Source organism: Agromyces aureus (genome assembly GCF_001660485.1).
GTDB lineage: Bacteria > Actinomycetota > Actinomycetes > Actinomycetales > Microbacteriaceae > Agromyces > Agromyces aureus.
On record NZ_CP013979.1, the window covers coordinates 269,437 to 292,422 of the forward strand.

Below are 22,986 nucleotides of genomic sequence, written 5' to 3' on the forward strand. Positions count from 1 at the left end.
GGCATCCCCGCTGTGGGCAGGGGATGGGACCGAAGCTCCTGCACGGCGCGGTCGGCCGACGGGACGACCCGACGGGCGCGGATCACGGCAGTTGCTCGACCTGGGCGCGGATGATGCGCTCGGCCACGCCCATGGCCTCGTCGCTCGGCGCGATCTCGTCGAAGCCGTGCAGCACGCCGTCGACCGCGAGCGACGCGATGCCGTGGCTCATGGCGCAGAGCTGCAGGAAGGTGCTCTCGACGTCGCCCCGGATGTCTCCGTGCTCGTGCACCTCGACGACGAGCGCGCGCAGGCCGCCGAGTGCCGCGAGTCGGGCGCGATCGAGCGTCTCGTCGCCGCGGGCGATGCTCGGGGTGCGGAACATCGCGTCGAAGTGCGCCGGGTTGCGCTGGGCGAAGGCCACGAATTCGAGCGAGTCCGCGACGAGCCGTTCGCGGCCGGGCAGGTGCGCCGATCGCTCCTGCGCGGCGCACAGCTCGTCGTCGAGCAGGGCGAGTCCCTCGAGCGCGAGGGCGCGGATCATGCCCTCGCGGCTGCCGAAGTAGTGGGTCGGCGCGGCGTGGGAGAGCCCGGCACGTCGGGCGACCTCGCGGAGTCCGACGCTGTTGATGCCCTGCTCGCGAGCGAGCTCCTCCATGGCTCGGAGCAGTGCTGCGCGGCCGGGTGCGCCGGGTGCGGCCTTGACGGGGATCGTGTCGGACATCGTGCCTTCCATCGTGGTTCTCGAACCGGATCCGGGCAAGCGCTTGACAATGTAAAGCCCTCGCTCGTACGCTCGCTTTACATTGTAAAGCGATTGGAGCAGCTCATGGTCGACATCACGTACGGCGAGGTCTGGAAGGCCATCGCCGGGCAGAACTTCATGGTCATCGGGATGGTGACCGCTCGCGGCGAATCGCGCACCGCCGGCGTCATGCACGCCGTGCATGACGACCGCATCTGGTTCACCAGTCACGACCTCGCGTGGAAGACCCGGCACATCGTCGCGAACCCGAACGTCTCGGTGACCGTTCCGGTGGCCAAGCGGGTGCCGTTGATGCCGTGGATCAGGATCCCGGCCGCAACCGTCACGTTCGCCGGCGACGCCGAGGTGGTGCCGCTCGCGGCCATGCCCGACCACGTGCGGAGCACCCTGCTCGACGACCTGGAGGTCAGCGACGGCGGAGCGCACGGCGTCATCGTCGGCGTGAGCGTGCGGCCGACCGGCGACTTCGTCACCTATGGCGTGGGCGTGTCGGCGCTCGGCATGCGCGACGCTGAAGCGGCCGCAGGGCGCGTGCGCGCGGCATCCGTCACCGCCTGATCACGGCGCGCGGCGGCTGGTACCGTTGCGCTCATGAGTGACGCGGGGGGCGGGGCCGAGGGCATGCACGACGAGGTGCCGCACCAGAACGTGGTCGCCGAGGCCCTGAAAGAGCGCGTCTACGCGACCTTCACCGGGCTCGCGATCGTGCTCGTGCAGCTCACGAACGTCGACCACCTCGAGCCCGTGCGGGTCATCGTCGAGCTCGCCGTCGGCATCATCGCGATCACCGCGGCCGGCCTCGCGGCCGACGTCATCTCGTTCCTGTCGGTGCACGCGCGCTTCCCCGTCGGGCACGAGGTGCGCATCATGCTGCGCATCGCGGCGTCGGCACTGGCATCGGCCGGCGTGCCGGTCGTGGTGCTCGTGCTCGCCGTGTTCGGCATCGTCGAACTCGACACCGCGCTCCGCATCGTCTCGATCGTCTACGTCGTGACGCTCGGCGTGATCGCCTACCTCGGCGTGCGTCGCACGAATGCGCCGTGGTGGAAGCAACTGATCGCGCTCGCGACGCTGATGGCGGTCGGACTCAGCGTGGTGCTGATCCAGCTCGCCGCGCACGGGCACTGAGCCGAGCCGGACGCCGAGCCGAGCCGGACGCCGGGCCGAGCCGGACGCCGAGCCGTCGATCAGCGAGCGGACGGCTCGTACCTCCGCGGCGCGAACGCGGATGCGACGAGCGCGCGCAGGTCCTCGAGCGAACCGCTCGCGAAGCCCTGCGCACGCGCCTGCACGAGCACGTTGCCGATCGCGGTCGCCTCGACCGGGCCCGCGAGCACGGGCAGGCCCGAGCGTTCGGCCGTGCGGCGGCAGAGCAGCTCGTTGAGCGCGCCGCCGCCGACGACGTGGATCGTCTCGACGTCGACGCCCGAGAGCACGGACGCCTGCCGCACGGTCGCGGCGAACGCCTCGGCGAGCGACTCGATGATCGAGCGGGCGAACTCGGCGCGCGTCTGCGGCGCCGGCACGCCGTGCTCGGCGCACCACTCCGCGATGCGGCCCGGCAGGTCGCCCGGCGCCATGAACCGGGCGTCGTCCGCGTCGAACACGGCGACCGGCGCGGTGACGGATGCCGCGGCCGCGAGCAGCTGCGTCAGGTCGATCGCCTCGCCATCCCGCTCCCACCAGCGAACCGACTCCGAGAGCAGCCAGAGGCCCATGACGTTGTGCAGGAACCGCACGCGCCCGTCGACCCCGGCCTCGTTCGTGAAGTTCGCGTCGCGCGCGGCATCCGTCGTCACCGGATGCTCGAGCTCGACGCCCACGAGGCCCCAGGTGCCGCATGAGATGTAGGCCGCCGACTCGGGGTTCATCGGCACGGCCACGACCGCCGAGGCGGTGTCGTGCGAGCCGACCGCGACGACCTCGACGCCCGCCGGGGCACCGAGCTGCGCGGCGACCGCCGGCCGCAGGGCGCCGAGCGAGTCGCCGGGGGCGACGATGGGTGCGAAGACGGATGCCGGGAACCCGAGCCGCTCGATGAGCTCGTCGTCCCACTCCCCGGTGTGCACGCCCACGAGTCCGGTCGTCGAGGCGTTCGTGCGCTCCGCGACACGCCGGCCCGTGAGCTGGAACGCGATGAGGTCGGGCACGAGCAGGAGGGAGTCGGCGAGCCCGAGGCATCCGTCGCTCCCGTCGGGCGCAGCGCGCTCGGCCGCGAGCTGGTACACCGTGTTGAACGGCAGGAACTGCAGGCCGTTGCGTCGGTAGAGCTCGGCGAACGGCGCGATCGCGTGCACGCCGTCGACCGCGGCCGCGTTGCGTTCGTCGCGGTAGTGGAACGGCTCGCCGAGCAGGCGGTCACCGCGCAGCAGGCCATAGTCGACCGCCCACGAGTCGATGCCGATCGAGGCGACCGACGTCTCGCGTCGGAACGCGTCGGCGAGACCTGCCGTCAGGTCGCGGTACAGGCCCGTGAAATCCCAGTGCAGGCCCGACGCGAGGCGCACCGGGCCGTTCGGGAACCGGGCGACGTGCTCGAGGTCGAGGGTGCCCGCCCGCTGGTCGACGCGGCCCAGGATGACGCGTCCGCTCGTCGCTCCGAGGTCGACCGCCGCGACGGTGCCCGCACCTCGGGTGCGTCCGCGATGGAGGTCGGTACGCGCGCTGGAGGACGGTTCGGCGCGTCCTCCAGTGCCCGAACCGTCCTCAGCAGGACGATCGCTCATCGCAGGAATGCCGCCGCGACGCCCGCGTCGACGGGGATGTGCAGGCCGGTCGTGTGGCTGAGCTCGGGGCCGGTGAGCACGATGACGGCGTTCGCGACGTGCTCGGGCAGCACCTCGCGCTTGAGGATCGTGCGCTGGGCGTAGAACTTGCCGAGGTCCTCCTCCTCGATGCCGTAGGTCTTCGCGCGGTTGGCGCCCCAGCCGCTCGCGAAGATGCCCGAGCCGCGCACGACGCCGTCGGGGTTGATGCCGTTGACCTTGATGCCGTACTCGCCGAGCTCGACCGCGAGCAGCCGCACCTGGTGGGCCTGGTCGGCCTTCGTCGCCGAGTAGGCGATGTTGTTCGGGCCGGCGAAGACCGAGTTCTTCGAGGAGATGTAGATGATGTCGCCGCCGAGGCCCTGCTCGATGAGCACCTTCGCCGCGGCCTTCGAGACGAGGAACGAGCCCTTGGCCATGACGTCATGCTGGAGGTCCCAGTCGGCCTCGGTGGTCTCGAGCAGCGGCTTCGACAGACTGAGTCCAGCGTTGTTCACGACGAGGTCGAGGCCGCCGAACGCGAGCACGGCGTCGTCGATCGCGCGCTGGATCGCGGCGCCGTCGGTGACGTTCGCCTGCACTCCGATCGCGACATCCGTGTTCCCGAGTTCGGCCGCAGCGGCCTGGGCCTTGTCGAGGTCGAGGTCGGCGATGACGACGCACGCGCCCTCGGCGGCGAGCCGGGTCGCGATGGCCTTGCCGATGCCGGATGCCGCGCCCGTCACGAGCGCGATGCGGCCCGCGTGCGGCTTCGGCTTCGGCATGCGCTGCAGCTTGGCCTCTTCGAGCGCCCAGTACTCGATCGCGAACTTCTCGGCGTCGCTGATGGGGGAGTACGTCGAGAGTGCCTCGGCTCCGCGCATGACGTTGATGGCGTTGACGTAGAACTCGCCGGCGACGCGCGCGGTCTGCTTGTTCGCGCCGTAGCTGAACATGCCGACGCCGGGCACGAGCACGATGAGCGGGTCTGCGCCGCGGATCGCGGGGCTCTCGGGCGTCGCGTGGGCGTCGTAGTAGGCGCGGTAGTCGGCGCGGTAGGCCTCGTGCAGTTCTGTCAGGCGGGCCACGGAATCCTCGATGCTCGCCGACGCCGGCAGGTCGAGCAGCATGGGCTTGACCTTCGTGCGCAGGAAGTGGTCGGGGCAGCTCGTGCCGAGGGCCGCGAGCTCGCCCGACTTCGCGCGGGAGAGGAACTCGAGCACCTCGGGAGCGTCGGTGAAGTGGCCGACCATGGGCTTGTCGTGGCTCGCGAGACCGCGGATCGTGGCGGCGAGGGCGGCGGCCTTCGCGCGGCGCTCGCCTGCCTCGAGCGGCTCGAAGCCGTCGACGACGGGCCCGAACGGCTCGGCGGCGCCGTGCTCGGCGATGTAGGCCGCGGCGGTGTCGATGATCCAGAGCGAGTTCGCCTCGGTCTCCTCCGACGTGTCGCCCCAGGCGGTGATGCCGTGGCCGCCGAGGATGCAGCCGATCGCCTGCGGGCTCTCAGCCTTGATCGCCGCGATGTCGAGCCCGAGCTGGAAGCCGGGGCGGCGCCACGGCACCCACACGACCCGGTCGCCGAAGATCTTCTGCGTCAGCTCCTCGCCGTCGGCCGCCGTCGCGATCGCGATGCCCGAGTCGGGATGCAGGTGGTCGACGTGCGCCGCGTCGACGAGGCCGTGCATGGCCGTGTCGATCGACGGCGCCGCGCCGCCCTTGCCGTGCAGCGTGTAGTCGAACGCCGCGACCATCTCGTCTTCACGTTCGAGGCCCGGGTACACGTCGACGAGCGCGCGCAGGCGGTCGAGGCGCAGCACCGCGAGGCCCGGCTCGGTGAGCGTGCCGAGGTCGCCGCCCGAGCCCTTGACCCACATGAGCTCGACGGGCTCGCCGGTGACCGGGTCGGTCTCGGTGCCCTTGGCCGACGTGTTGCCGCCGGCGTAGTTGGTGTTCTTCGGGTCGGCGCCGAGGCGGTTCGACCGCGCGATGAGGTCGGCTGCAGCCTGGTTCGTCATGAGGTGATTCCTTCGGTGGTGCGGAGGGTGGTCTGGTGGGTGGGCTCGGCGAGGCCGGCGATCCAGCGCACGACGCGCTCGATCGAGGCGGATGCCGCGGGCTCGCCCGGTCGGTTCAGGTGCCCGTGCTGGGTTCCGGGCTCGGTGACGCACGTGGTGTCGACGCCGGCCTCGACGAGGGTCGCGGCGAACAGTTCGCCCGAGACGCGCAACTCGTCGGCCTCGCCGTTGATCATGAGCACGGGCGGGAATCCCGCGAGGTCGGAGGCCGCGGCACGGCCGGGCTCGGCGGTCAGGGGCGCCCCGTCGATCGGGCGTCCGAGGTAGGCCTCGTACATGGCCCGCACGACGGTCGGCCCGAAGCGGTCGGCGACGGGGTTCGCATCGAGGAGCGCCCGGAGCGCGGCATCCGGTGCGGGCTGCACGGCGAGCAGCGTCGGATACGCGAGGAAGACGCCGGCCGGCACTGCGCCGGACGCGGCGGGGGCGTGGCCCAGCAGTCGCAGCACCGCGCCGGTCACGAGGTTCGCGCCCGCGCTCGCGCCGCCGACGACGATGCGCGCTGAGTCGATGCCGAGCTCATCGGCGTGCTCGAGGGTCCAGGCCCAGGCGGCGAGCAGGTCGTCGGAGCCGGCGGGATACCGTCCGGCATCGTCGACGGCGAGCCGGTAGTCGACCGACACCACCGTCACACCGCGCGCGGCGAGCGTGCGCGAGACCCAATCGGCCTCGGGCATGTCGAGGTCGCCGGCCGCGAAGCCGCCGCCGTGCGCCCAGACCAGCGCCGGCGCGGCCGGCACGGGTGAGGCGAGCGCCGGTGAGGCGGACGCGGGGGAGGCGGACGCGGGTGAGCCGGGGGGAACGTGCGCCGCGGCATCCGCCGGGTACACCCGGACCAGCCCGTCGGCCGCGCCGTACGGTTCGGTCAGCTGGGACATCCGTTCACCCTCCTTCTTCATCTGCGTGGTCTCGTCAAAGGTGTCGATCCGTCGATCTTCGCCCTGCCGTGAACGGAACAGGACGAAGATCGACGGATCGCGGTCATCGGGTCAGGCCCCCCAGCCGGCCTGCACGCCGCCGACGCGGTCGGCCGCGATCTGCGCGAGGTAGCTCGACTCGGCGAAGGCCTTCATGGGGTCGGCGGGGAGGCCCCGCGACTCGCGCCACTCGGCCAGGGCCGGGCGCACGTCGGTGTAGAAGGCGTCCATGAACACGCGGTTGGCCTCGAGCACGTCTCCGCTGCGCTGGGCGGCGGCGAGTGCCTCCGCGTCGACGAGCAGCGCGCGCGCCGTCATCTCCTGCACGTTCAGCACCGAGCGGATCTGGCCGGGAACCTTGTCCTCGACGTTGTGGCACTGGTCGAGCATGAACGCGACGTCTGGGTTGTTCAGGCCGCCGCCGCGGATCACCTCGTAGATGATGCGGAACAGCTGGAACGGGTCGGCGGCGCCCACGATGAGGTCGTCGTCGGCGTAGAAGCGCGAGTTGAAGTCGAACGAGCCGAGCTTGCCGAGGCGCAGCAGCTGCATGACGATGAACTCGATGTTCGTGCCCGGCGCGTGGTGGCCCGTGTCGAGGCAGACCATCGCCTTGTCGCCGAGCGCGGCCACCTGGGCGTAGCTCGTACCCCAGTCGGGAACGTCGGTGTGGTAGAACGCCGGCTCGAAGAACTTGTACTCGAGCACGAGCCGCTGCTCGTCGCCGAGGCGCGCGTAGATCTCGGCGAGCGAGGAGTGCAGGCGGTCCTGGCGGCCGCGCAGGTCGGCCTGGCCGGGGTAGTTCGAGCCCTCGGCGAGCCAGATCTTGAGGTCGCGCGACCCCGTGGCGTGCATGATGTCGATGCACTCGAGGTGGTGGTCGATCGCCTTGCGGCGCACTCCGGCGTCTTCGTGGGTGAGGGCGCCGAACTTGTAGTCGTCGTCCTGGAAGGTGTTCGAGTTGATCGTGCCGAGCTGCACGCCCAGGCCCTCGGCGTGCTCGCGCAGGTCGTCGTAGGAGTCGACCTTGTCCCACGGGATGTGCAGCGCGACCGTCGGCGCCAGGGCCGTGAACTTCTGCACCTGCGCGGCATCCGCGATCTTCTCGTAGGGGTCGCGCGGGGTGCCCGCGGTCGCGAACACCTTGAAGCGGGTGCCCGAGTTGCCGAACGCCCAGCTGGGCAGTTCGATGGCCTGCTGCTCGAGCTGGGCGAGCTGGTCTGCGGAGAAGATGCTCACGAGTTGCTGCTTTCTGCGATGGGAGCGACGGATGCCGCGTGGTCGGTGGGGGTCTGAGGGGCGACGGATGCCGGGTGGCCGGCGTCTGCGACGGATGCCGCGGGCTCGGCGTCGAGGGCCGCGAGCTGGTCTTCGAGGTTGAACACCTCGGCGAGGCGCGGAGCGCCCTGGTCGGGGCGCGAGCCGTCGAGCGAGACGAAGAACTCCGCCATCTCGGCCTCCCAGGCCGCGGTGCGCGGGTCGTTCTCGAGCGCGCGCTGCGAGGCCGCGTCGTCGTCGGACTCGTAGACGCCGATGAGCAGGCCGTCGGCGCGGAGGTAGAGCGAGTAGTTGCGGCGGCCGGAGTCCGCGATCGCGCGGAGCATCTCGGGCCAGACGGCGGCGTGGCGCTCGCGGTACTCGTCGAGGCGGGCGGGGTCGACCTGCAGCTGGAAGCAGACGCGTTCTGCTGCGTCGCGCTGGCTCGTCATCGAGCGTCTCCGTCCTGATTGGGTTATGAATCGTTTCAAGACTCTACACGGGACTCGGGGCGAGCGCAACGGGAATACGCTTACCCCCTCCGGGCGAGTGGCGGCCGAGCGGTTCGCCCGTGCAAACGCCCGGAGACGGCCGAGGCCCGGCGGGGTGAACCGCCGCCGGGCCTCGGGTGCGACATCCGATCAGAAATCGAAGTCCGCGATGTTGTCGGCGTTGAACTCGAACGGGTCGCCGAGCAGCACGACGCCGTCGGCGCCGACCGTGTACTCGCCGAGCTTGCCGGCGTCGAACGTGTCGCCCTCGGCGCCCGTGATGTCGCCCTCGATGAGCGCCTTCGCCGCGTAGGCGGTGAGGTAGCCGAGGTCGGCCGGGTTCCACAGCGCGAACGCGGTGATCGTGCCGTCCTCGACGTACTCGCGCAGCTGGTTCGGCGTGCCGAGACCGGTCAGCGCGACCTTGCCCTTGTACTCCGAGGTCGAGAGGTAGCGCGCCGCGGCTGCGATGCCGACCGTCGTGGGCGAGATGATGCCCTTCAGGTCGGGGTGGGTCTGCAGCAGCGCCGCGGTCTTGTCGAACGACGTCTGGTCGTCGTCGTCGCCGTAGACGGTCTCGACGAGCGTGATGTCGGGGTAGTCGCTCGCGAGGTATTCCTCCATCATCTCGATCCAGGCGTTCTGGTTCGTCGCGTTGGCGGATGCCGAGAGGATCGCGATCTCGCCGGCGCCGCCGATCTGGTCGGCGATGAGGTCGACCTGCACCTTGGCGATGCCCTCCGCATCGGCCTGGTTGATGAACAGGTCGCGGCAGTCGGGGTTCGTGTCGGAGTCGAACGTGACGACCTTCACGCCGGCGTCGCGAGCCTCGTTCAGCGCGTCGCAGATGGCCTCGGGGTCGTTCGCCGAGACGGCGATCGCACCGACGCCCTGCTGGGTGAGCGTGTTGATGTAGCTCACCTGCGCGTCGGGCGTGGCCTCGGCGGGGCCGACCTCGGCGAAGGTGCCGTCGAACTCGCCGATGGCCTCCTTCGCGCCCGACGACGAGGTGTCGAAGTACGGGTTGCCCAGGTTCTTCGGCAGGAACGTGATGGCGAGGTTGCCGCTGTCGCCGCCCTCGCCTCCGCCGGAGCCGGAGTCGCCTGCGGCGCAGCCGGTCGCGATGAGTGCGACGCTCACCGCGAGTGCGGCCATGGCCGCTGCGCGGGACTTCTTGTGAAACATCGTTGTTTTCCCTTCATCGGTGATGGTCGATGGGTGATCGCATCGACACGCGTGCGCGGGCGGTCACCCTGCTGCGGAAGCCTTCGCGCGCGCGGTTCCCCCTGGTGCCCTGCGTTTCGTACGCAGCCAGGCCAGGAAGCTGTTGGACACCACGGAGGCCACGAGCAGCACTCCGGTGATGATGTTGATGACGTCGGAGGTGACGTTCGCGAGACGCAGGGCGCTCGCGAGGATGCCGATCAGCAGCACGCCGGCGATGACGCCGTGGATCGCGCCGCGACCGCCGAAGACCGAGACCCCGCCGAGCACGACCGCCGCGATGACCTGCAGCTCGAGGCCGGTCGCGTTGTCGCCGCGGGCGCTGCCGAAGCGGAGCGTGTAGTAGACGCCCGCGAGTGCGGCGATCGTGCCCGAGAGCACGAACAGCACGAGCTTCGTGCGCTCGACGTGCACACCCGAGAACCGGGCGGCAGTCTTCGAGAGGCCGATCGCGTAGATGCCCCGGCCGAACGGCGTGAAGTGCAGCAGCACGACGAACACCACGAGCAGCACGAGGAAGAGCAGCAGCACGGCCGGCACGTTCGAGCCGCCGAGCTTCATCTTCGCGAGGTCGGTCCAGAACTCGGGGAAGTCGGTCACGGCCGTCGTGCCGAGCAGGCCGACCGCGAGCCCGCGGTAGAGCGCGAGCGTGCCGATCGTGACCGCGAGCGAGGGCAGGCCCACGACCGTCACGAGGAACCCGTTGACGGCGCCGGCGATCGCGCCGGCGACGAGCGCCACGACGATCGCGAGTTCGAACGGCGCGCCGGCCTGCGTCAGCACGCCGATGAGCACGCTCGACAGGCCGACGACGCTCGCGACCGAGAGGTCGATCTCGCCCGTGATCATGATGAGCGTCATCGGGAGTGCGATCAGCAGGATCGGCGTGACGTCGAGGATCAGGTAGGTCAGGGTGATCGGCTGGCCGAAGCCGCGCACGCTCAGCGTGGCCACGACGGCGACGATGACGAGCAGGCCGATGATCGCCATCTCGCGAGTGAGCAGCAGGCGCTGCCAGAGCGGGCGGTCGTAGTCGCGGTACGTGCGCACGGATGCGGCGGTGGAGGCGGTTGCGGTGGTCATCAGTCGTCCTCCCTGGCCGCGATGAGCTTGCGTTTCTGGCGCACGGCCAGCACGCGGTCGAGCACGATGGCGCCGATGATGAGCACGCCGACCACGGCGCGCTGCCAGAAGTCGGGGATGCCGAGAATGGGCAGGGCGCGGTTGATGGTCAGCAGCAGCACGGCGCCGATCGCCGCGCCCCAGACCGATCCGACGCCGCCGGTGATGGCCACGCCACCGATGACGGCCGCGCCGACCGCGTCGAGCTCCCAGCCTGCGCCGGCCTGCGAGTTCACGGTTCCGTAGCGGGCCGTGTAGAGCACGCCGGCGAGGCCCGCGAGCGCACCCGACGAGACGAAGGCGATGAGCAGGCGGCGCGTGACCCGCAGGCCGTAGAGCTCGGCCGCAGCGGGGTCGGAGCCGATCGCGTAGAACTCGCGGCCGCTGCGGGTGTTCTTCATGATCCAGCCGATGACGACGAGCACGACGATCGCGATGAGCGTGAGGATCGGGATCCACAGCACCTGGCCGGTGCCGAGTGCGAGGAAGTCCTTCGGCAGGTCCGACGCGTTCACGCGGTCGCTGCCGGTCCAGAGCACGTTGATGCCGCGGTACGCGTAGAGCGTGCCGAGCGTGATGACCATGGCGGGCACCTTGGCGTAGGCGACGAGCGCGCCGTTGATGAGCCCGAGCAGTCCGCCGAACACGATCGCGGCCACGAACACCGCGAGGATCGGGATGCCCGGGATGTCGATGAACAGGCGTCCGGTCAGGTACGCCGAGAGTCCGAGGATCGAGCCGACCGACAGGTCGACGTTGCGTGTGATGAGCACGATCGCCTGGCCGATCGCGACGAGCACGAGGATCGACGGGGTCAACAGCAGGTCGCGCCATCCGTCGGAGCTGAAGAGGAAGTTCGGGTTCGCGACGGTCGCCGCGATCACGACGATCACGAGTGCGAGCAGGATGCCGAACTCGCGCGCGGCACCGACGGCCTGCAGCCGCTTGGTGACGGCCGTCTTCTCGATCGCGGGCGCGGGCGCGGGGGGCGCGGGGCTGGGGGCTGGCGCGGTCACGAGTGGGCTCCCGGGGTCTGAGTCGCGGCGTGGGTCGCAGCGAACATGACGTTCTCGCTGGTGGCGTCGGCGCGGTCGATCTCGGCCGTGATGCGGCCTTCGCGCATCACGAGCACGCGGTCGGCCATGCCGAGCACCTCCGGCAGCTCCGACGAGATCATGAGGATGCCCATGCCCTTGCCGGCGAGTTCCGAGAGCAGGCGGTGCACCTCGGCCTTGGTGCCGACGTCGATGCCGCGGGTGGGCTCGTCGATGATGAGCACGGTCGGCTCGGTGGCGAGCCACTTGCCGAGTACGACCTTCTGCTGGTTGCCGCCCGAGAGCGTTCCGGCGACCGTGCTGAGCGCGTTCGTCTTGACCTCGAGGCGGCTCGCCCAGACCCTCGCCGCGCGGTTCTCGGCGCCGTTCGTGATGATTCCGGCCTTCGCGAGCTGGTTGCGGATGACGAGCGAGAGATTGCGGGCGACGGATGACTCGAGCACGAGTCCTTCCTTCCGCCGGTCCTCGGGCACGAGGGCGATGCCGGCGCTGATCGCCCGGTCGGGTCGGTTGCGCGGCAGGGTTCGGCCGCCGAGCCGGACCGCGCCGGACTCGTACGGGTCGACGCCGAAGACCGCGCGGGCGACCTCGCTGCGGCCGGCGCCGACGAGTCCGGCGAGGCCGACGATCTCGCCTGCGCGCACCGTGAAGGTGATGTCGTGGAAGACGCCCGTGCGGGTCAGACCCTCGACCTCGAGCAGGGGCTCGCCGATCTCGGCCTCGGTCTTCGGGAACAGCTCGGTCACGTCGCGGCCGACCATCTGGCGCACCATCTCGTCGACCGTGGTCTCGGCGATGGGTGTGGTGGCGACGTAGGCGCCGTCGCGCATGACGGTCACGGTGTCGCAGAGCGCGAAGATCTCGTCGAAGCGGTGCGAGATGAAGAGCAGGGCGCGGCCTTCGTCGCGGAGGCTCCGTGCGACGGCGAACAGCCGATCGACCTCGACGCCCGAGAGGGCAGCGGTCGGCTCGTCCATGATGAGCACGCGGGCGTCGAGCGAGACGGCCTTGGCGATCTCGATGACCTGCTGGTCGGCGATCGAGAGGCCCTCGGCGGGGCGCTCGGGGTCGATGCGCACGCCGAGCCGTTGGAACAGCGCCTCCGCCTCGTGGCGCATGGTCTTGCGGTCGATGCGCCCGAAGCGGTTCACGGGCTGGCGGCCCATGAAGATGTTCTCGGTGACCGTGAGGTCGGGGAACAGCGTCGGCTCCTGGTAGATCACCGCGATGCCCGCGGCCTTCGACTGCGCGGTCGACGTGAAGTCGACGTCGTCACCGCGCAGGCGGAACTCGCCGGCGTCGCGGCGGTAGAGGCCGGCGACGATCTTCACGAGCGTCGACTTGCCTGCGCCGTTCTCGCCGACGAGCGCGTGGATGGAGCCGGAGTCGAGTCGCAGGCTCCCGGAGCGGAGGGCGACCACCGGTCCGAACGACTTGACGACCCGCGAGAGCTCAAGCATGGGCGGCGCCGGCGTCTGCGGCGTGTCCGTCTGCACGATGGCCTCCTCATCGAGGTGAATCAGTGAGTCTGTGATGAATCAGTGATGAATCGATTCATGTACGATTCAGGGGATACTGTATGGAACGTTTCACCTGCGGTCAAGTCGCCACGGCCGACCGCACGGATCACGGGTCGATCGGCAAGGGAGCTGCGATGGCTGGAGTGCGCATCCGCGATGTCGCGCAGCACGCCGGCGTCTCGGTCGGCACCGTGTCGAACGTGCTCAACCGCCCGGGCGACGTGTCGCCCGACTCGGTCGAGCGCGTGAACCGCGCGATCGAGCAGCTCGGCTACGTGCGCAACGACGCCGCGCGCAAGCTCCGAGCCGGCGTCTCGACGACGGTCGGCTTCGTCGTCCTCGACGGCCAGAACCCGTTCTTCACCGACGTCGTGCGCGGCGCCGAAGACGAGGCGAGCAGCCACAACCTCGCGATCCTCCACGGCAACACCGACGAGGATGTCGCGCGCGAGCGCATGTACCTCGACCTGTTCGAGGAGCAGCAGGTGCGAGGCGTGCTCATCTCGCCGTACGGCGACATCCACCCGCGGTTGGAGCGGCTGCGCGCCCGCGGCATCCCGGCCGTGCTCGTCGACCGCTTCAGCGGCGACGGGCGCTTCAGCTCGGTCTCCGTCGACAGCGTCGCGGGCGGCCGCATGGCCGTCGAGCACCTCATCGGCACCGGCCGCCGCCGCATCGCGTTCGTCGGCGGCCCGTTCGACATGCAGCAGGTGCGCGACCGCCTCGCCGGCGCGCGGGTCGCCGCCGAGAACGCCGAGAACGCCGCGACGCCCGTCGAGATCGAGGTCGTCGCGACCGAGGCGCCGACGGTCGAGGCCGGCGTGGTCGCGGGGGCACGCATCCTCGCGCGGCCCCGCGGCGACCGCCCCGACGCGCTCTTCGCCGCGAACGACCTCGTCGCGCTCGGCCTGCTCCAGGCGCTCGTCGTCGACGGCCGCATGCTCGTGCCCGACGAGATCGCGATCATCGGGTTCGACGACATCCCGTTCGCGGGCGCCGCGGCCGTGCCGCTCTCGTCGATGCGCCAGCCGAGCCGCATGATCGGGCGCACGGCCCTGCGCATCCTCCTCGAGGAGACCGCCGACCCGAACCTCATCCCGCGCCAGACGGTGTTCCTGCCCGAGCTCGTCGTGCGCAGGTCCACCGCCGCGACCGCAGCGAGGTGAGCGCGGGCGTGGCGAATTCAGGACGCGAGGCCCGACACGCGGTGATCGGATGCCGCGGGCCGGCGTGTCGCACGAAGCCTCCTGAACTCCCGACGAGTCGCCCGCGCACCTGCGGCGCGATCCGCAGGATTCCTGACATCATGGCCGGAGCGCCGGCACACGGCGCGGCAGCGAACGGAAGGGGCGTCCGGTGGCCGTCAGTGTGAAGGATGTCGCGGCCGCGGCATCCGTCTCGGTCGGAACCGTCTCGAACGTGCTCAACCGACCCGACATCGTCGCGCCCGCGACCGTCGAGCGCGTGCAGGCCGCGATCGAGCAGCTCGGGTTCGTGCGCAACGACGCCGCCCGGCAACTGCGGGCCGGCCGCAGCCGCAGCATCGGCCTCGTCGTGCTCGATGTGCGCAACCCGTTCTTCACGGATGTCGCGCGCGGCTCGGAGGACCGGGCGGCCGAAGACGGTATGACGATCCTGCTCGGCAACAGCGACGAGAACGCCACGCGCGAGGGCGCCTACCTCGACCTGTTCGAGGAGCAGCGCGTGCACGGCGTGCTCATCTCGCCGATGAGCGACGACCTGCCGCGTCTCGCCCGCCTGCGCGACCGGGGAACGCCCGTCGTGCTCGTCGACCGCGAATCCGCCGATCGCGCGTTCTCGTCGGTCGCCGTCGACGACGTCGTGGGCGGCGAGCTCGCGGTGCGCCACCTGCTCGAGATCGGCCGACGCCGCATCGCGTTCATCGGCGGGCCCAAGGGTCTGCAGCAGGTCGCCGACCGTCTCGAGGGGGCCCGTCGCGCGGTCGCGAGCGAGCCCGACGCCACGCTCGAGGTGATCCCGACCGACTCGCTCACGGTGCTGCAGGGTCGTGCCGCGGGCGAGATCGTGCGCGAACGCGACGCCGGCGAGCGACCCGACGCCGTCTTCGCGGCGAACGACCTGCTCGCCATGGGCGTGCTCCAGGCGCTCACCATGCAGGGCGGCCTCCACGTGCCCGACGACGTTGCGCTGATCGGGTACGACGACATCGACTTCGCCTCCGCGGCCGTCGTGCCGCTCTCGTCGATCCGCCAGCCGGCGACCCTCATCGGCTACACCGCGGTCGACCTGCTGCTGAAGGAGGCCGCCGCCGCGGCATCCGGAACCGCCTCCGACCACGTGCGCGAGCACGTCGTCTTCCAGCCCGAGCTCGTCGTGCGGGACTCCACGCGAGTCTGACCGCGGCCCGACCGCGGCCCGAGCGCAGCCCGAGCGGGGCCCACGTCACACGAACCGAACGGCGTTCGGTGCTGGCTAGGGTGGAAGTGCTGCGCGCGACCGGCACCACGCGGCATCCGTTCGACAGAAGGGCGCGCGTTGCAGAACCGCACCACCATTGAAGACGTCTACGCGGCGACGCTGCAGCGCAACCCGGGCGAGGTGGAGTTCCACCAGGCCGTGCGCGAGGTGTTCGACTCGCTCGGACGCGTGCTCGACAAGCACCCGCAGTACGTGCAGGCCTCGATCCTCGAGCGCATCTGCGAGCCCGAGCGGCAGATCATCTTCCGGGTGCCGTGGGTCGACGACCACGGTCGCGTGCAGATCAACCGCGGCTTCCGCGTGCAGTTCAACTCCGCACTCGGCCCGTACAAGGGCGGCCTGCGGTTCCACCCGACGGTGCTGCTCGGCACCGTGAAGTTCCTCGGGTTCGAGCAGGTCTTCAAGAACGCGCTCACGGGCATGCCCATCGGCGGCGGCAAGGGCGGCAGCGACTTCGACCCGAAGGGGCGCTCCGACGGCGAGATCATGCGGTTCTGCCAGTCGTTCATGACCGAGGCCTTCCGGCACATCGGCGAGTACACGGATGTCCCGGCCGGCGACATCGGCGTCGGTGCGCGCGAGATCGGCTACCTGTTCGGGCAGTACAAGCGCATCACCAACCGCTACGAGTCGGGCGTGCTCACCGGCAAGGGCGTCACCTGGGGCGGATCGCTCGTGCGCACCGAGGCGACCGGCTACGGCGCCGTCTACTTCACCGAGCACATGCTCGCGACCCGCGGTCGCTCGTTCGACGGCGCGCGCGTGCTCGTGTCGGGCTCGGGCAATGTCGCGGTCTACGCGATCGAGAAGGTGCACGCGCTCGGCGGCGTCGTCGTCGGCGCGTCCGACTCCTCGGGCGCGATCCACGACCCCGACGGCATCGACCTCGACCTGCTCCGCGACATCAAGGAGCGCCGTCGCGAGCGCATCTCGGTCTACGCCGACGAGCGCGGCGGCCGGGCGAGGTTCCTGCCGGGTGCCGCCGTCTGGGACATCGAGAGCGATGACCGCATCGACGTCGCCCTGCCCTGCGCGACGCAGAACGAGCTCTCCGAGGCGCAGGCCGTGAAGCTCGTCGCCGGGGGAGTCGTCGCCGTCGCCGAGGGGGCGAACATGCCGACGACGCCCGGCGCGATCCGCGTGCTGCGCGAGGCCGGCGTGCTCTTCGCGCCGGGCAAGGCGGCGAACGCCGGCGGAGTCGCGACCTCGGCGCTCGAGATGCAGCAGAACGCCTCGCGCGACTCGTGGAGCTTCGAGCACACCGAGGAGCGCCTGTCGGAGATCATGGCGGGCATCCACGAGCGCACCGCCGCGACGGCCGACGAGTACGGCGTGCCGGGCGACTACGTGGTCGGCGCGAACATCGCGGGCTTCACGCGCGTGGCCGACGCGATGCTCGCGCTCGGCGTCATCTGACGAAGCGGCGGGTCGCCGATCCGTCGATGTCCGCCCTTCGCCGCCATCGCGAGGGCGAGGATCGACGGATCACGTGGGCGTGCGGTGGCGGACGCGGGCCGGTCGGCGCTCGCACGGCGGTGGGCGGATGCCGCGGGCGGCCGTCAGCGGCGCGTCGGCGAGTCCGCGGTGTCGGGCGTCCGTCCTGCGGGGTCCACCCGGCCCGAGGCGTCCGTCCGCCCCGTGGCATCCAGACGCCCCGCGGAATCCGGCCGCACTGGAACGTCCGCCCGCCCCGCGGCATCCGCCCGACCGCCCGGGAGCTTCGGCAGCCGGATCGGCGAGGTCATCGCGACCTGCTCCGAGAAGTCCTCAGGGCCGGTGTCGGTGATGGCGGCGACCGAGCCGGTGGGCAGCGCGACGCGGTCGCCGTCGGCGATGGCATCGGTGGCCGCGGCCCACGCGACGCCGAACTTCCACGGGCGCTGGGGCGCACGGGTGATGCGCAGTCCGCGAGCGACGACGAGCCAGCCGACGCCGATCGCGAGGGCGACGAAGGCCGCGAAGGCGCCGGCGGCGATCGCCCAACGGGGGCCGGCGGCATCCGCGACCCAGCCGATGACGGGGGCGCCGATGAGCGTGCCGCCCATGAGGACGGCGACGTAGAGGGCCATGACGCGGCCGCGTACCGAGGGGTCGGTCGTGGTCTGCACGTACCCGTTCGCGGTGGTGAGCAGGGTCACCGTGCAGAAGCCGATGAACACGGTCGACGCGGCGAACGTGACGTACGTCGGCATGAGCGAGGCGACCACCATCGAGACGCCGAGCGCGCCGACCGCGATGATGACGACCCGCAGGCGGGCGTGCGAGCGGCGGGCGGCGAGCAGCGCGGCCGTCAGCGATCCGATCGCGAGGATCGACGAGAGGATGCCGTACTCGCCGGCGCCCTCGCCGAACATGACCGCCATGGTCGACGAGAAGATCGGGAAGTTCATGCAGAACGCGCCGACGATGAAGACGATCGTCATCACGATCACGATGTCGGGGCGCCCGGCGACGTAGCGGAAGCCCTGCACGAGCGCGTTGCCCTCGCGCGGCCGGCGTGGGTGCTTGATGAGCTCGCGTTCGCGCATGGCCAGCAGCGCGCCGATGAGCGCGAGGAACGTGAAGGCGTTGATGATGAACACCCAGCCGGAGCCGACGAGCACGATGAGCCCGCCCGCGACGGCCGGCCCGATCAGACGGGCCACGTTGAACGAGGCGGCGTTCAGGGCCACGGCGTTCGACGCGTTCGGTCCGCTCACGAGGTCGGAGACGAACGTCTGGCGAGCGGGGGCGTCGAATGCCGACGTGACGCCGAACGCGAGCGCGAACGCGTAGAGGTGCCAGAGCTGCGCGTGCCCGCCGAGCAGCAGCAGGCCGAGGCCCACCGCGAGCAGCATGAGCGCGGTCTGGGTGACGATGAGGACCTTGCGCCGGTCGAAGCGGTCGATGACGGCGCCCGTGATGGGCACGAGCAGCAGCTGCGGCCCGAACTGCAGGGCCATCGTGGTGCCGACGGCGGCGGCGTTGTTGTTCGTCAGCTCGGTGAGCACGACCCAGTCCTGCGTGGTCGACTGCATCCAGCCGCCCACGTTCGAGACGATGGCGCCGATGAACCACAACCGGTAGTTGCGGCCCGCGAGCGATCGGAACATCGCGCTCACTGCGTGGCGATCCGATCCATGATCTCGGATGCCGCGAGCAGCGTCGCGCGCTCGGCCGGCGTCAGCTCGTGCATGCGCTCGGTGAGCCAGGCGTTGCGCTTGTGCAGGGTCGCGGCCACGATCTCGCGGCCCGAGTCGGTGGCCGTGATGTTCGTCTTGCGGCGATCGACGGGGTCCGGCGTGCGTATGACGTGCCCGTCGGTCTCGAGGCAGTCGACCGTGCGGTTCATCGAGGGGGCGCTGATGCGTTCGGCCTCGGCGAGCTCGGAGAGGGTCAGCGAGCCGTGCTTCGAGAGGTGCATGAGCACGGTCATCTGGCTGTCGGTGACGCGGTCGTCGGACTTCTGCGCGCGCAGGCGGCGCGAGAGGCGCACGGCCGCGAGTCGCACCTGCGAGGCGGCCTGGTCCGGGAGTTCGGTCATGGATAGTTAGCCTAGCTCATTAGCGGTGCTAATGAAATCTTCCCGCCGGTCGAGGAGGCGCGCAGCGCCGTCTCGAGACCCACCCCGCACAACGCGAACCCGCGGCCGCTGGTCTCGACTCTTCGCTCCTCGATCGGCGGGACTCGACCGGCGTCGGTCGACGGCGGGACTCGACCGGCGTCGGTTGTCGCCGCGATGGCGCGGGCGCGACCCACGATGGAAACAGCCCGGAAACCGCGGAGTGGAATTCTCTCGTCATGGCGACACTCTTCGACGGATATGCCACCGCGGGCACCGACCGCGCCGGGCGCAGGCGGCGCGCGGGGCGGCCGTGGGACGAGATGTTCCCCGACGGCACCACCGAGGTGCGCGAGCCCTACCGCGAGCTGTACCCCGCGCTCGCCCGGATGTCGCAGGACGAACTGCGCGGACGAACCGATGCGCTCGCGAGCTCGTACCTCGCGCAGGGCGTCACGTTCGACTTCGCGGGCGAGGAGCGGCCGTTCCCACTCGACGCGGTGCCGCGCGTCATCGCGGCCTCCGACTGGGCGCGCGCCGAGACGGGCGTCGCACAGCGGGTGCGGGCGCTCGAGGCCTTCCTCGCCGACGTCTACGGGCCGCAGCGCGCGATCGCCGACGGCGTGATCCCGGCAGCGCTGATCAGCTCGTCGACGCACTACCACCGGCAGGCGGCCGGCATCGTGAGCGCGAACGGCGTGCGCATCCACGTCGCCGGCATCGACCTGATCCGCGACGAGCAGGGCGACTGGCGGGTGCTCGAGGACAACGTGCGCGTGCCGAGCGGCGTGAGCTACGTCATCTCGAACCGCCGGGTCATGGCGCAGACCCTGCCAGAGCTCTTCACCTCGATGCGCGTACGGCCCGTGGGGGAGTACCCGAACCGACTGCTCCAGGCGCTGCGGGCGAGCGCGCCCGACGGCGTCGAGGACCCGACCGTGGTCGTGCTCACGCCCGGCGTGCACAACTCGGCCTACTACGAGCACACGTTGCTTGCGCGGCTCATGGGCGTCGAGCTCGTCGAGGGCCGCGACCTGTTCTGCTCGGGCGGCCGCGTCTGGATGCACACCACCGCGGGCCCCACCCGCGTCGACGTCATCTACCGCCGGGTCGACGACGAGTTCCTCGACCCGCAGCAGTTCCGGCCCGACTCGGTGCTCGGCGCGCCCGGCCTGATGCTCGCGGCGCGCCTCGGCCACGTCACCATCGCGAACGCCGTGGGCAACGGCGTCGCCGACGACAAGCTCGTCTACACGTACGTGCCCGACCTGATCCGCTACTACCTGGGCGAGGAGCCCGTGCTGCCCAACGTCGACACCTGGCGCCTCGAGGAGCCCGAGGCGCTCGCCGAGGTGCTCGACCGCCTCGACGAGCTCGTCGTGAAGCCGGTCGACGGCTCGGGCGGCAAGGGCCTCGTCATCGGACCGGATGCCTCGAAGGCCGAACTCGCAGAGCTGCGCACGCGCCTGCTCGCCGACCCGCGCGGCTGGATCGCGCAGCCCGTGGTGCAGCTCTCGACGATCCCGACGCTCGTCGAGGACGGCCTGCGCCCCCGGCATGCCGACCTCCGCCCGTTCGCCGTGAACGACGGCAACGAGGTGTGGGTGCTGCCGGGCGGACTCACCCGCGTCGCGCTGCCCGAGGGGCGGCTCGTCGTGAACTCGAGCCAGGGCGGCGGATCCAAGGACACCTGGGTGCTCGAGTCCAGCCTGCCGCCCGTGTTCGACACGGGCGGGCTGCCCATCGTGGTCGACGGCGCTCGAGCCCCGCACCGCTCGGCGGGCGCGCTCGTGGCCGACCAGGCCTCGCCGAACACCCCGGCGGCGACCGGCCTGCACGGCGCGACCGCGCACCCCGTCGTGGGCGAGACCCGCGAGACGCGCGAGGCCCGCACCGCCTCGCCGGTCACCTCGTCACCGCAGGACGAGGATGCCCCGGTGCGCCAACAGCAACAGCAACAGCAACAGCAACAGCAACAGCAACAGGAGCGCGAGCGGATGCCGCGGCACCCGCTCATCGAAGGTCGGGAGGGCGCATCATGCTGAGCCGCATCGCCGAGTCGCTGTTCTGGATCGGCCGCTACATCGAGCGCAGCGACGGCACCGCGCGCATCCTCGACGTGCACCTGCAGCTGCTGCTCGAGGACCCGTGGATCGACGAGGACACCGCCTGCCGCGCCCTGCTGAGCGTCATGGGCAGCGAGGCCGAGAGCGACGTGCCGCTCGGCCGCGACGACGTGATCACGCTGCTCGCGGTCGACCGCAAGCACCCGGCGTCGATCGCGCACTCGGTCGCGGCCGCCCGCGAGAACGCCAGGCGCGCCCGCGAGATCGTCTCGACCGAGCTGTGGGAGGCGCTGAACCACACGAACGCGCGCATGCCGCACCGCGTCGCGAGCGACAAGACGCACGAGTTCTTCCGCTGGGTGCGCGACCGCTCGGCGCTCGCGATCGGCGTCGTCGACTCCGCGACGAGCCGCGACGAGGCCTGGCACTTCTTCGCCCTCGGGCGGGCGATCGAGCGCGCCGACATGACCGCCCGGCTGCTCGCCACCCGCTCGCTCACCGAGGCGAGCGGTCCGAGCTGGACCACGATCCTCCGCAGCTGCGGCGGCTACGAGGCCTACCTCCGCAGCTACCGCGGCGTGCCCTCGAGCGAGTCGGCGGCGGAGTTCCTGCTGCTCGACCGGCTGTTCCCGCGGTCGATCATCTCGAGCGTCATCCGCGCCGAGGAGTCGCTTCGCGAGATCGATCCGAGTGCCGGCCGTGTCGGCGTGACCGATCAGGCGAGGCGACTGCTCGGCCAGATCCGGTCGGAGCTCGAGTACCGGCCGATCAGCGACATCCTCGTCGACCTCACCGGGCACATGGAGCACCTGCAGGCCGTGACCTCGTCGACGAGTGAGGCGATCAGGGCGCGGTACTTCCCGACCAGCGTGGTTCCCGTGTGGATCGGAGAGGTCTCATGAGTCGCATCCGCATCGTGCACCGCACGGGGTTCACCTACGCCGAGCCGGCGACGGCGTCGTACAACGAGGCGCGCATGCTGCCGCACTCCGACGGGCACCAGTTCGTCATGCAGGCGGGCCTCGACATCCGGCCCGGCGCGAACCAGCACTCGTACCTCGACTACTGGGGCACGCGCGTGTCGACGTTCGAGGTGCTCACTCCGCACCAGGAGCTCTCGGTGACGGCGACGAGCCTCGTCGAGGTGCACCCGGCGCCCGCACCGCGCACCGAGCTCGGGTGGGACGAGCTCGCGGTCGCCGCCGCGTCGACCGTGACGCTCGTCGAGTCCACCGGCCGCTCGCGGCAGACCGACCCGCCCGACGACGTGCGCGCGCTCGCGGCCGAGATCGTGGCCGAGGGCGGCAATGTCACCGAGACCGCGCTCGAGATCTGCCGTGCCGTCGGGGGGTCGATGGAGTACATGCGCGGCGTCACGGGCGTGCACTCGACGGCCGGCGAGGCGTGGGCCGAACGCAAGGGCGTCTGCCAGGACATCGCGCACGTCGCGCTCGGCGCGCTGCGCTCGGCCGGCATCCCCGCGCGCTACGTCTCCGGATACCTGCACCCCGACCCCGGAGCATCCGTCGGCCAGACCGTCGTCGGCGAATCGCACGCGTGGATCGAGTGGTTCGCCGGGGAGTGGCGCGGCTACGACCCGACGAACCTCGTCGAGGTGGGCGACCGGCACGTGCTCGTCGGCCGCGGTCGCGACTACGGCGACGTGCCTCCGCTCAGAGGCGTCTACGCGGGGCCGGGCGCCTCGGAGCTGTTCGTCTCGGTCGAGATCACGCGCGTCGCCTGACGCGAACGCTGCCGCCCGCGAGCGA

The 22,986-nt window shown here is 71.1% G+C and carries 20 protein-coding genes; 8 read left to right on the forward strand and 12 right to left on the reverse strand.

Annotation, left to right across the window (positions count from 1 at the left end; genetic code table 11):
* Window positions 1-82 precede the first annotated feature (82 nt).
* Window positions 83-703 carry a TetR/AcrR family transcriptional regulator gene (locus ATC03_RS01155; RefSeq protein ID WP_067881049.1) on the reverse strand — a complete coding sequence of 207 codons (621 nt, stop codon included), beginning with the start codon at window positions 701-703 and terminating at the stop codon, window positions 83-85.
* A gap of 105 nt (window positions 704-808) precedes the next feature.
* Between ATC03_RS01155 and ATC03_RS01160 the strand changes: the two genes are divergently transcribed.
* Entirely contained in the window at window positions 809-1,303 is a 495-nt protein-coding gene (locus tag ATC03_RS01160; protein ID WP_067872112.1) for a pyridoxamine 5'-phosphate oxidase family protein, read from the forward strand.
* 33 nt (window positions 1,304-1,336) lie between these two features.
* Window positions 1,337-1,873 (forward strand): hypothetical protein, encoded by a 537-nt coding sequence (locus tag ATC03_RS01165; RefSeq protein WP_067872115.1) that lies wholly within the window; start codon window positions 1,337-1,339, stop codon window positions 1,871-1,873.
* Between the two features lie 59 nt (window positions 1,874-1,932).
* Here the strand turns inward: ATC03_RS01165 and ATC03_RS01170 are convergent, their stop codons facing one another.
* The 9 genes from ATC03_RS01170 to ATC03_RS01210 all read right to left on the reverse strand — a co-directional run bounded on the left by ATC03_RS01170 (window position 1,933) and on the right by ATC03_RS01210 (window position 13,090).
* Window positions 1,933-3,471, reverse strand: coding sequence for a rhamnulokinase (locus ATC03_RS01170; protein ID WP_084003168.1), 1,539 nt, complete (start codon window positions 3,469-3,471; stop codon window positions 1,933-1,935).
* Window positions 3,468-5,504 carry a bifunctional rhamnulose-1-phosphate aldolase/short-chain dehydrogenase gene (locus ATC03_RS01175; protein ID WP_067872118.1) on the reverse strand — a complete coding sequence of 679 codons (2,037 nt, stop codon included), beginning with the start codon at window positions 5,502-5,504 and terminating at the stop codon, window positions 3,468-3,470. Before ATC03_RS01175 ends, ATC03_RS01170 begins: the two co-directional genes overlap by 4 nt.
* Window positions 5,501-6,442 carry an alpha/beta hydrolase gene (locus ATC03_RS01180; RefSeq protein WP_084003661.1) on the reverse strand — a complete coding sequence of 314 codons (942 nt, stop codon included), beginning with the start codon at window positions 6,440-6,442 and terminating at the stop codon, window positions 5,501-5,503. The genes ATC03_RS01175 and ATC03_RS01180 overlap by 4 nt, the downstream gene beginning before the upstream one ends.
* A 111-nt stretch (window positions 6,443-6,553) precedes the next feature.
* The gene (gene rhaI, locus ATC03_RS01185; protein WP_067872123.1) at window positions 6,554-7,720 is read right to left on the reverse strand and encodes an L-rhamnose isomerase; all 1,167 of its coding nucleotides are present in this window, start codon (window positions 7,718-7,720) and stop codon (window positions 6,554-6,556) included.
* Window positions 7,717-8,190: an L-rhamnose mutarotase gene (locus ATC03_RS01190; protein WP_084003170.1), complete on the reverse strand. Its 474-nt coding sequence runs from the start codon at window positions 8,188-8,190 to the stop codon at window positions 7,717-7,719. The genes rhaI and ATC03_RS01190 overlap by 4 nt, the downstream gene beginning before the upstream one ends.
* A gap of 189 nt (window positions 8,191-8,379) precedes the next feature.
* A complete protein-coding gene (rhaS, locus tag ATC03_RS01195) occupies window positions 8,380-9,414 on the reverse strand; it encodes a rhamnose ABC transporter substrate-binding protein (RefSeq protein WP_067872129.1) in 1,035 nt (344 codons plus the stop codon).
* A gap of 63 nt (window positions 9,415-9,477) precedes the next feature.
* A complete protein-coding gene (locus ATC03_RS01200; RefSeq protein WP_067872132.1) occupies window positions 9,478-10,536 on the reverse strand; it encodes an ABC transporter permease in 1,059 nt (352 codons plus the stop codon).
* Window positions 10,536-11,543: an ABC transporter permease gene (locus tag ATC03_RS01205; RefSeq protein WP_067881060.1), complete on the reverse strand. Its 1,008-nt coding sequence runs from the start codon at window positions 11,541-11,543 to the stop codon at window positions 10,536-10,538. Before ATC03_RS01205 ends, ATC03_RS01200 begins: the two co-directional genes overlap by 1 nt.
* Before the next feature lie 44 nt (window positions 11,544-11,587).
* Window positions 11,588-13,090 (reverse strand): sugar ABC transporter ATP-binding protein, encoded by a 1,503-nt coding sequence (locus ATC03_RS01210; protein WP_067881057.1) that lies wholly within the window; start codon window positions 13,088-13,090, stop codon window positions 11,588-11,590.
* A 194-nt stretch (window positions 13,091-13,284) separates the two neighbouring features.
* On the opposite strand from ATC03_RS01210, the gene ATC03_RS01215 reads away from it, so the two are divergent.
* From ATC03_RS01215 to gdhA, 3 genes are all read left to right on the forward strand, one after another.
* Complete coding sequence (locus ATC03_RS01215) at window positions 13,285-14,316, forward strand: LacI family DNA-binding transcriptional regulator (protein WP_067881063.1); 1,032 nt, start codon at window positions 13,285-13,287, stop codon at window positions 14,314-14,316.
* Window positions 14,317-14,506: 190 nt separating this feature from the next.
* Complete coding sequence (locus ATC03_RS01220) at window positions 14,507-15,529, forward strand: LacI family DNA-binding transcriptional regulator (RefSeq protein ID WP_152030819.1); 1,023 nt, start codon at window positions 14,507-14,509, stop codon at window positions 15,527-15,529.
* A 138-nt stretch (window positions 15,530-15,667) separates the two neighbouring features.
* A complete protein-coding gene (gdhA, locus tag ATC03_RS01225; RefSeq protein ID WP_067872135.1) occupies window positions 15,668-17,026 on the forward strand; it encodes an NADP-specific glutamate dehydrogenase in 1,359 nt (452 codons plus the stop codon).
* Window positions 17,027-17,169: 143 nt separating this feature from the next.
* Here gdhA and ATC03_RS01230 read toward each other — a convergent pair whose 3' ends face one another.
* Window positions 17,170-18,702 (reverse strand): MFS transporter, encoded by a 1,533-nt coding sequence (locus tag ATC03_RS01230; protein ID WP_084003662.1) that lies wholly within the window; start codon window positions 18,700-18,702, stop codon window positions 17,170-17,172.
* A 5-nt stretch (window positions 18,703-18,707) separates the two neighbouring features.
* Window positions 18,708-19,133, reverse strand: coding sequence for a MarR family winged helix-turn-helix transcriptional regulator (locus tag ATC03_RS01235; protein ID WP_067872141.1), 426 nt, complete (start codon window positions 19,131-19,133; stop codon window positions 18,708-18,710).
* A gap of 257 nt (window positions 19,134-19,390) precedes the next feature.
* Between ATC03_RS01235 and ATC03_RS01240 the strand changes: the two genes are divergently transcribed.
* From ATC03_RS01240 to ATC03_RS01250, 3 genes are read left to right on the forward strand one after another with little or no spacing between them, the layout of a single operon-like run.
* Window positions 19,391-21,196, forward strand: a complete 1,806-nt coding sequence (locus ATC03_RS01240) for a circularly permuted type 2 ATP-grasp protein (protein WP_067872144.1) — start codon at window positions 19,391-19,393, stop codon at window positions 21,194-21,196.
* Entirely contained in the window at window positions 21,190-22,119 is a 930-nt protein-coding gene (locus ATC03_RS01245) for an alpha-E domain-containing protein (RefSeq protein WP_067872147.1), read from the forward strand. Before ATC03_RS01240 ends, ATC03_RS01245 begins: the two co-directional genes overlap by 7 nt.
* Window positions 22,116-22,961 carry a transglutaminase family protein gene (locus ATC03_RS01250; protein ID WP_067872150.1) on the forward strand — a complete coding sequence of 282 codons (846 nt, stop codon included), beginning with the start codon at window positions 22,116-22,118 and terminating at the stop codon, window positions 22,959-22,961. Before ATC03_RS01245 ends, ATC03_RS01250 begins: the two co-directional genes overlap by 4 nt.
* Window positions 22,962-22,986: the final 25 nt, after the last annotated feature.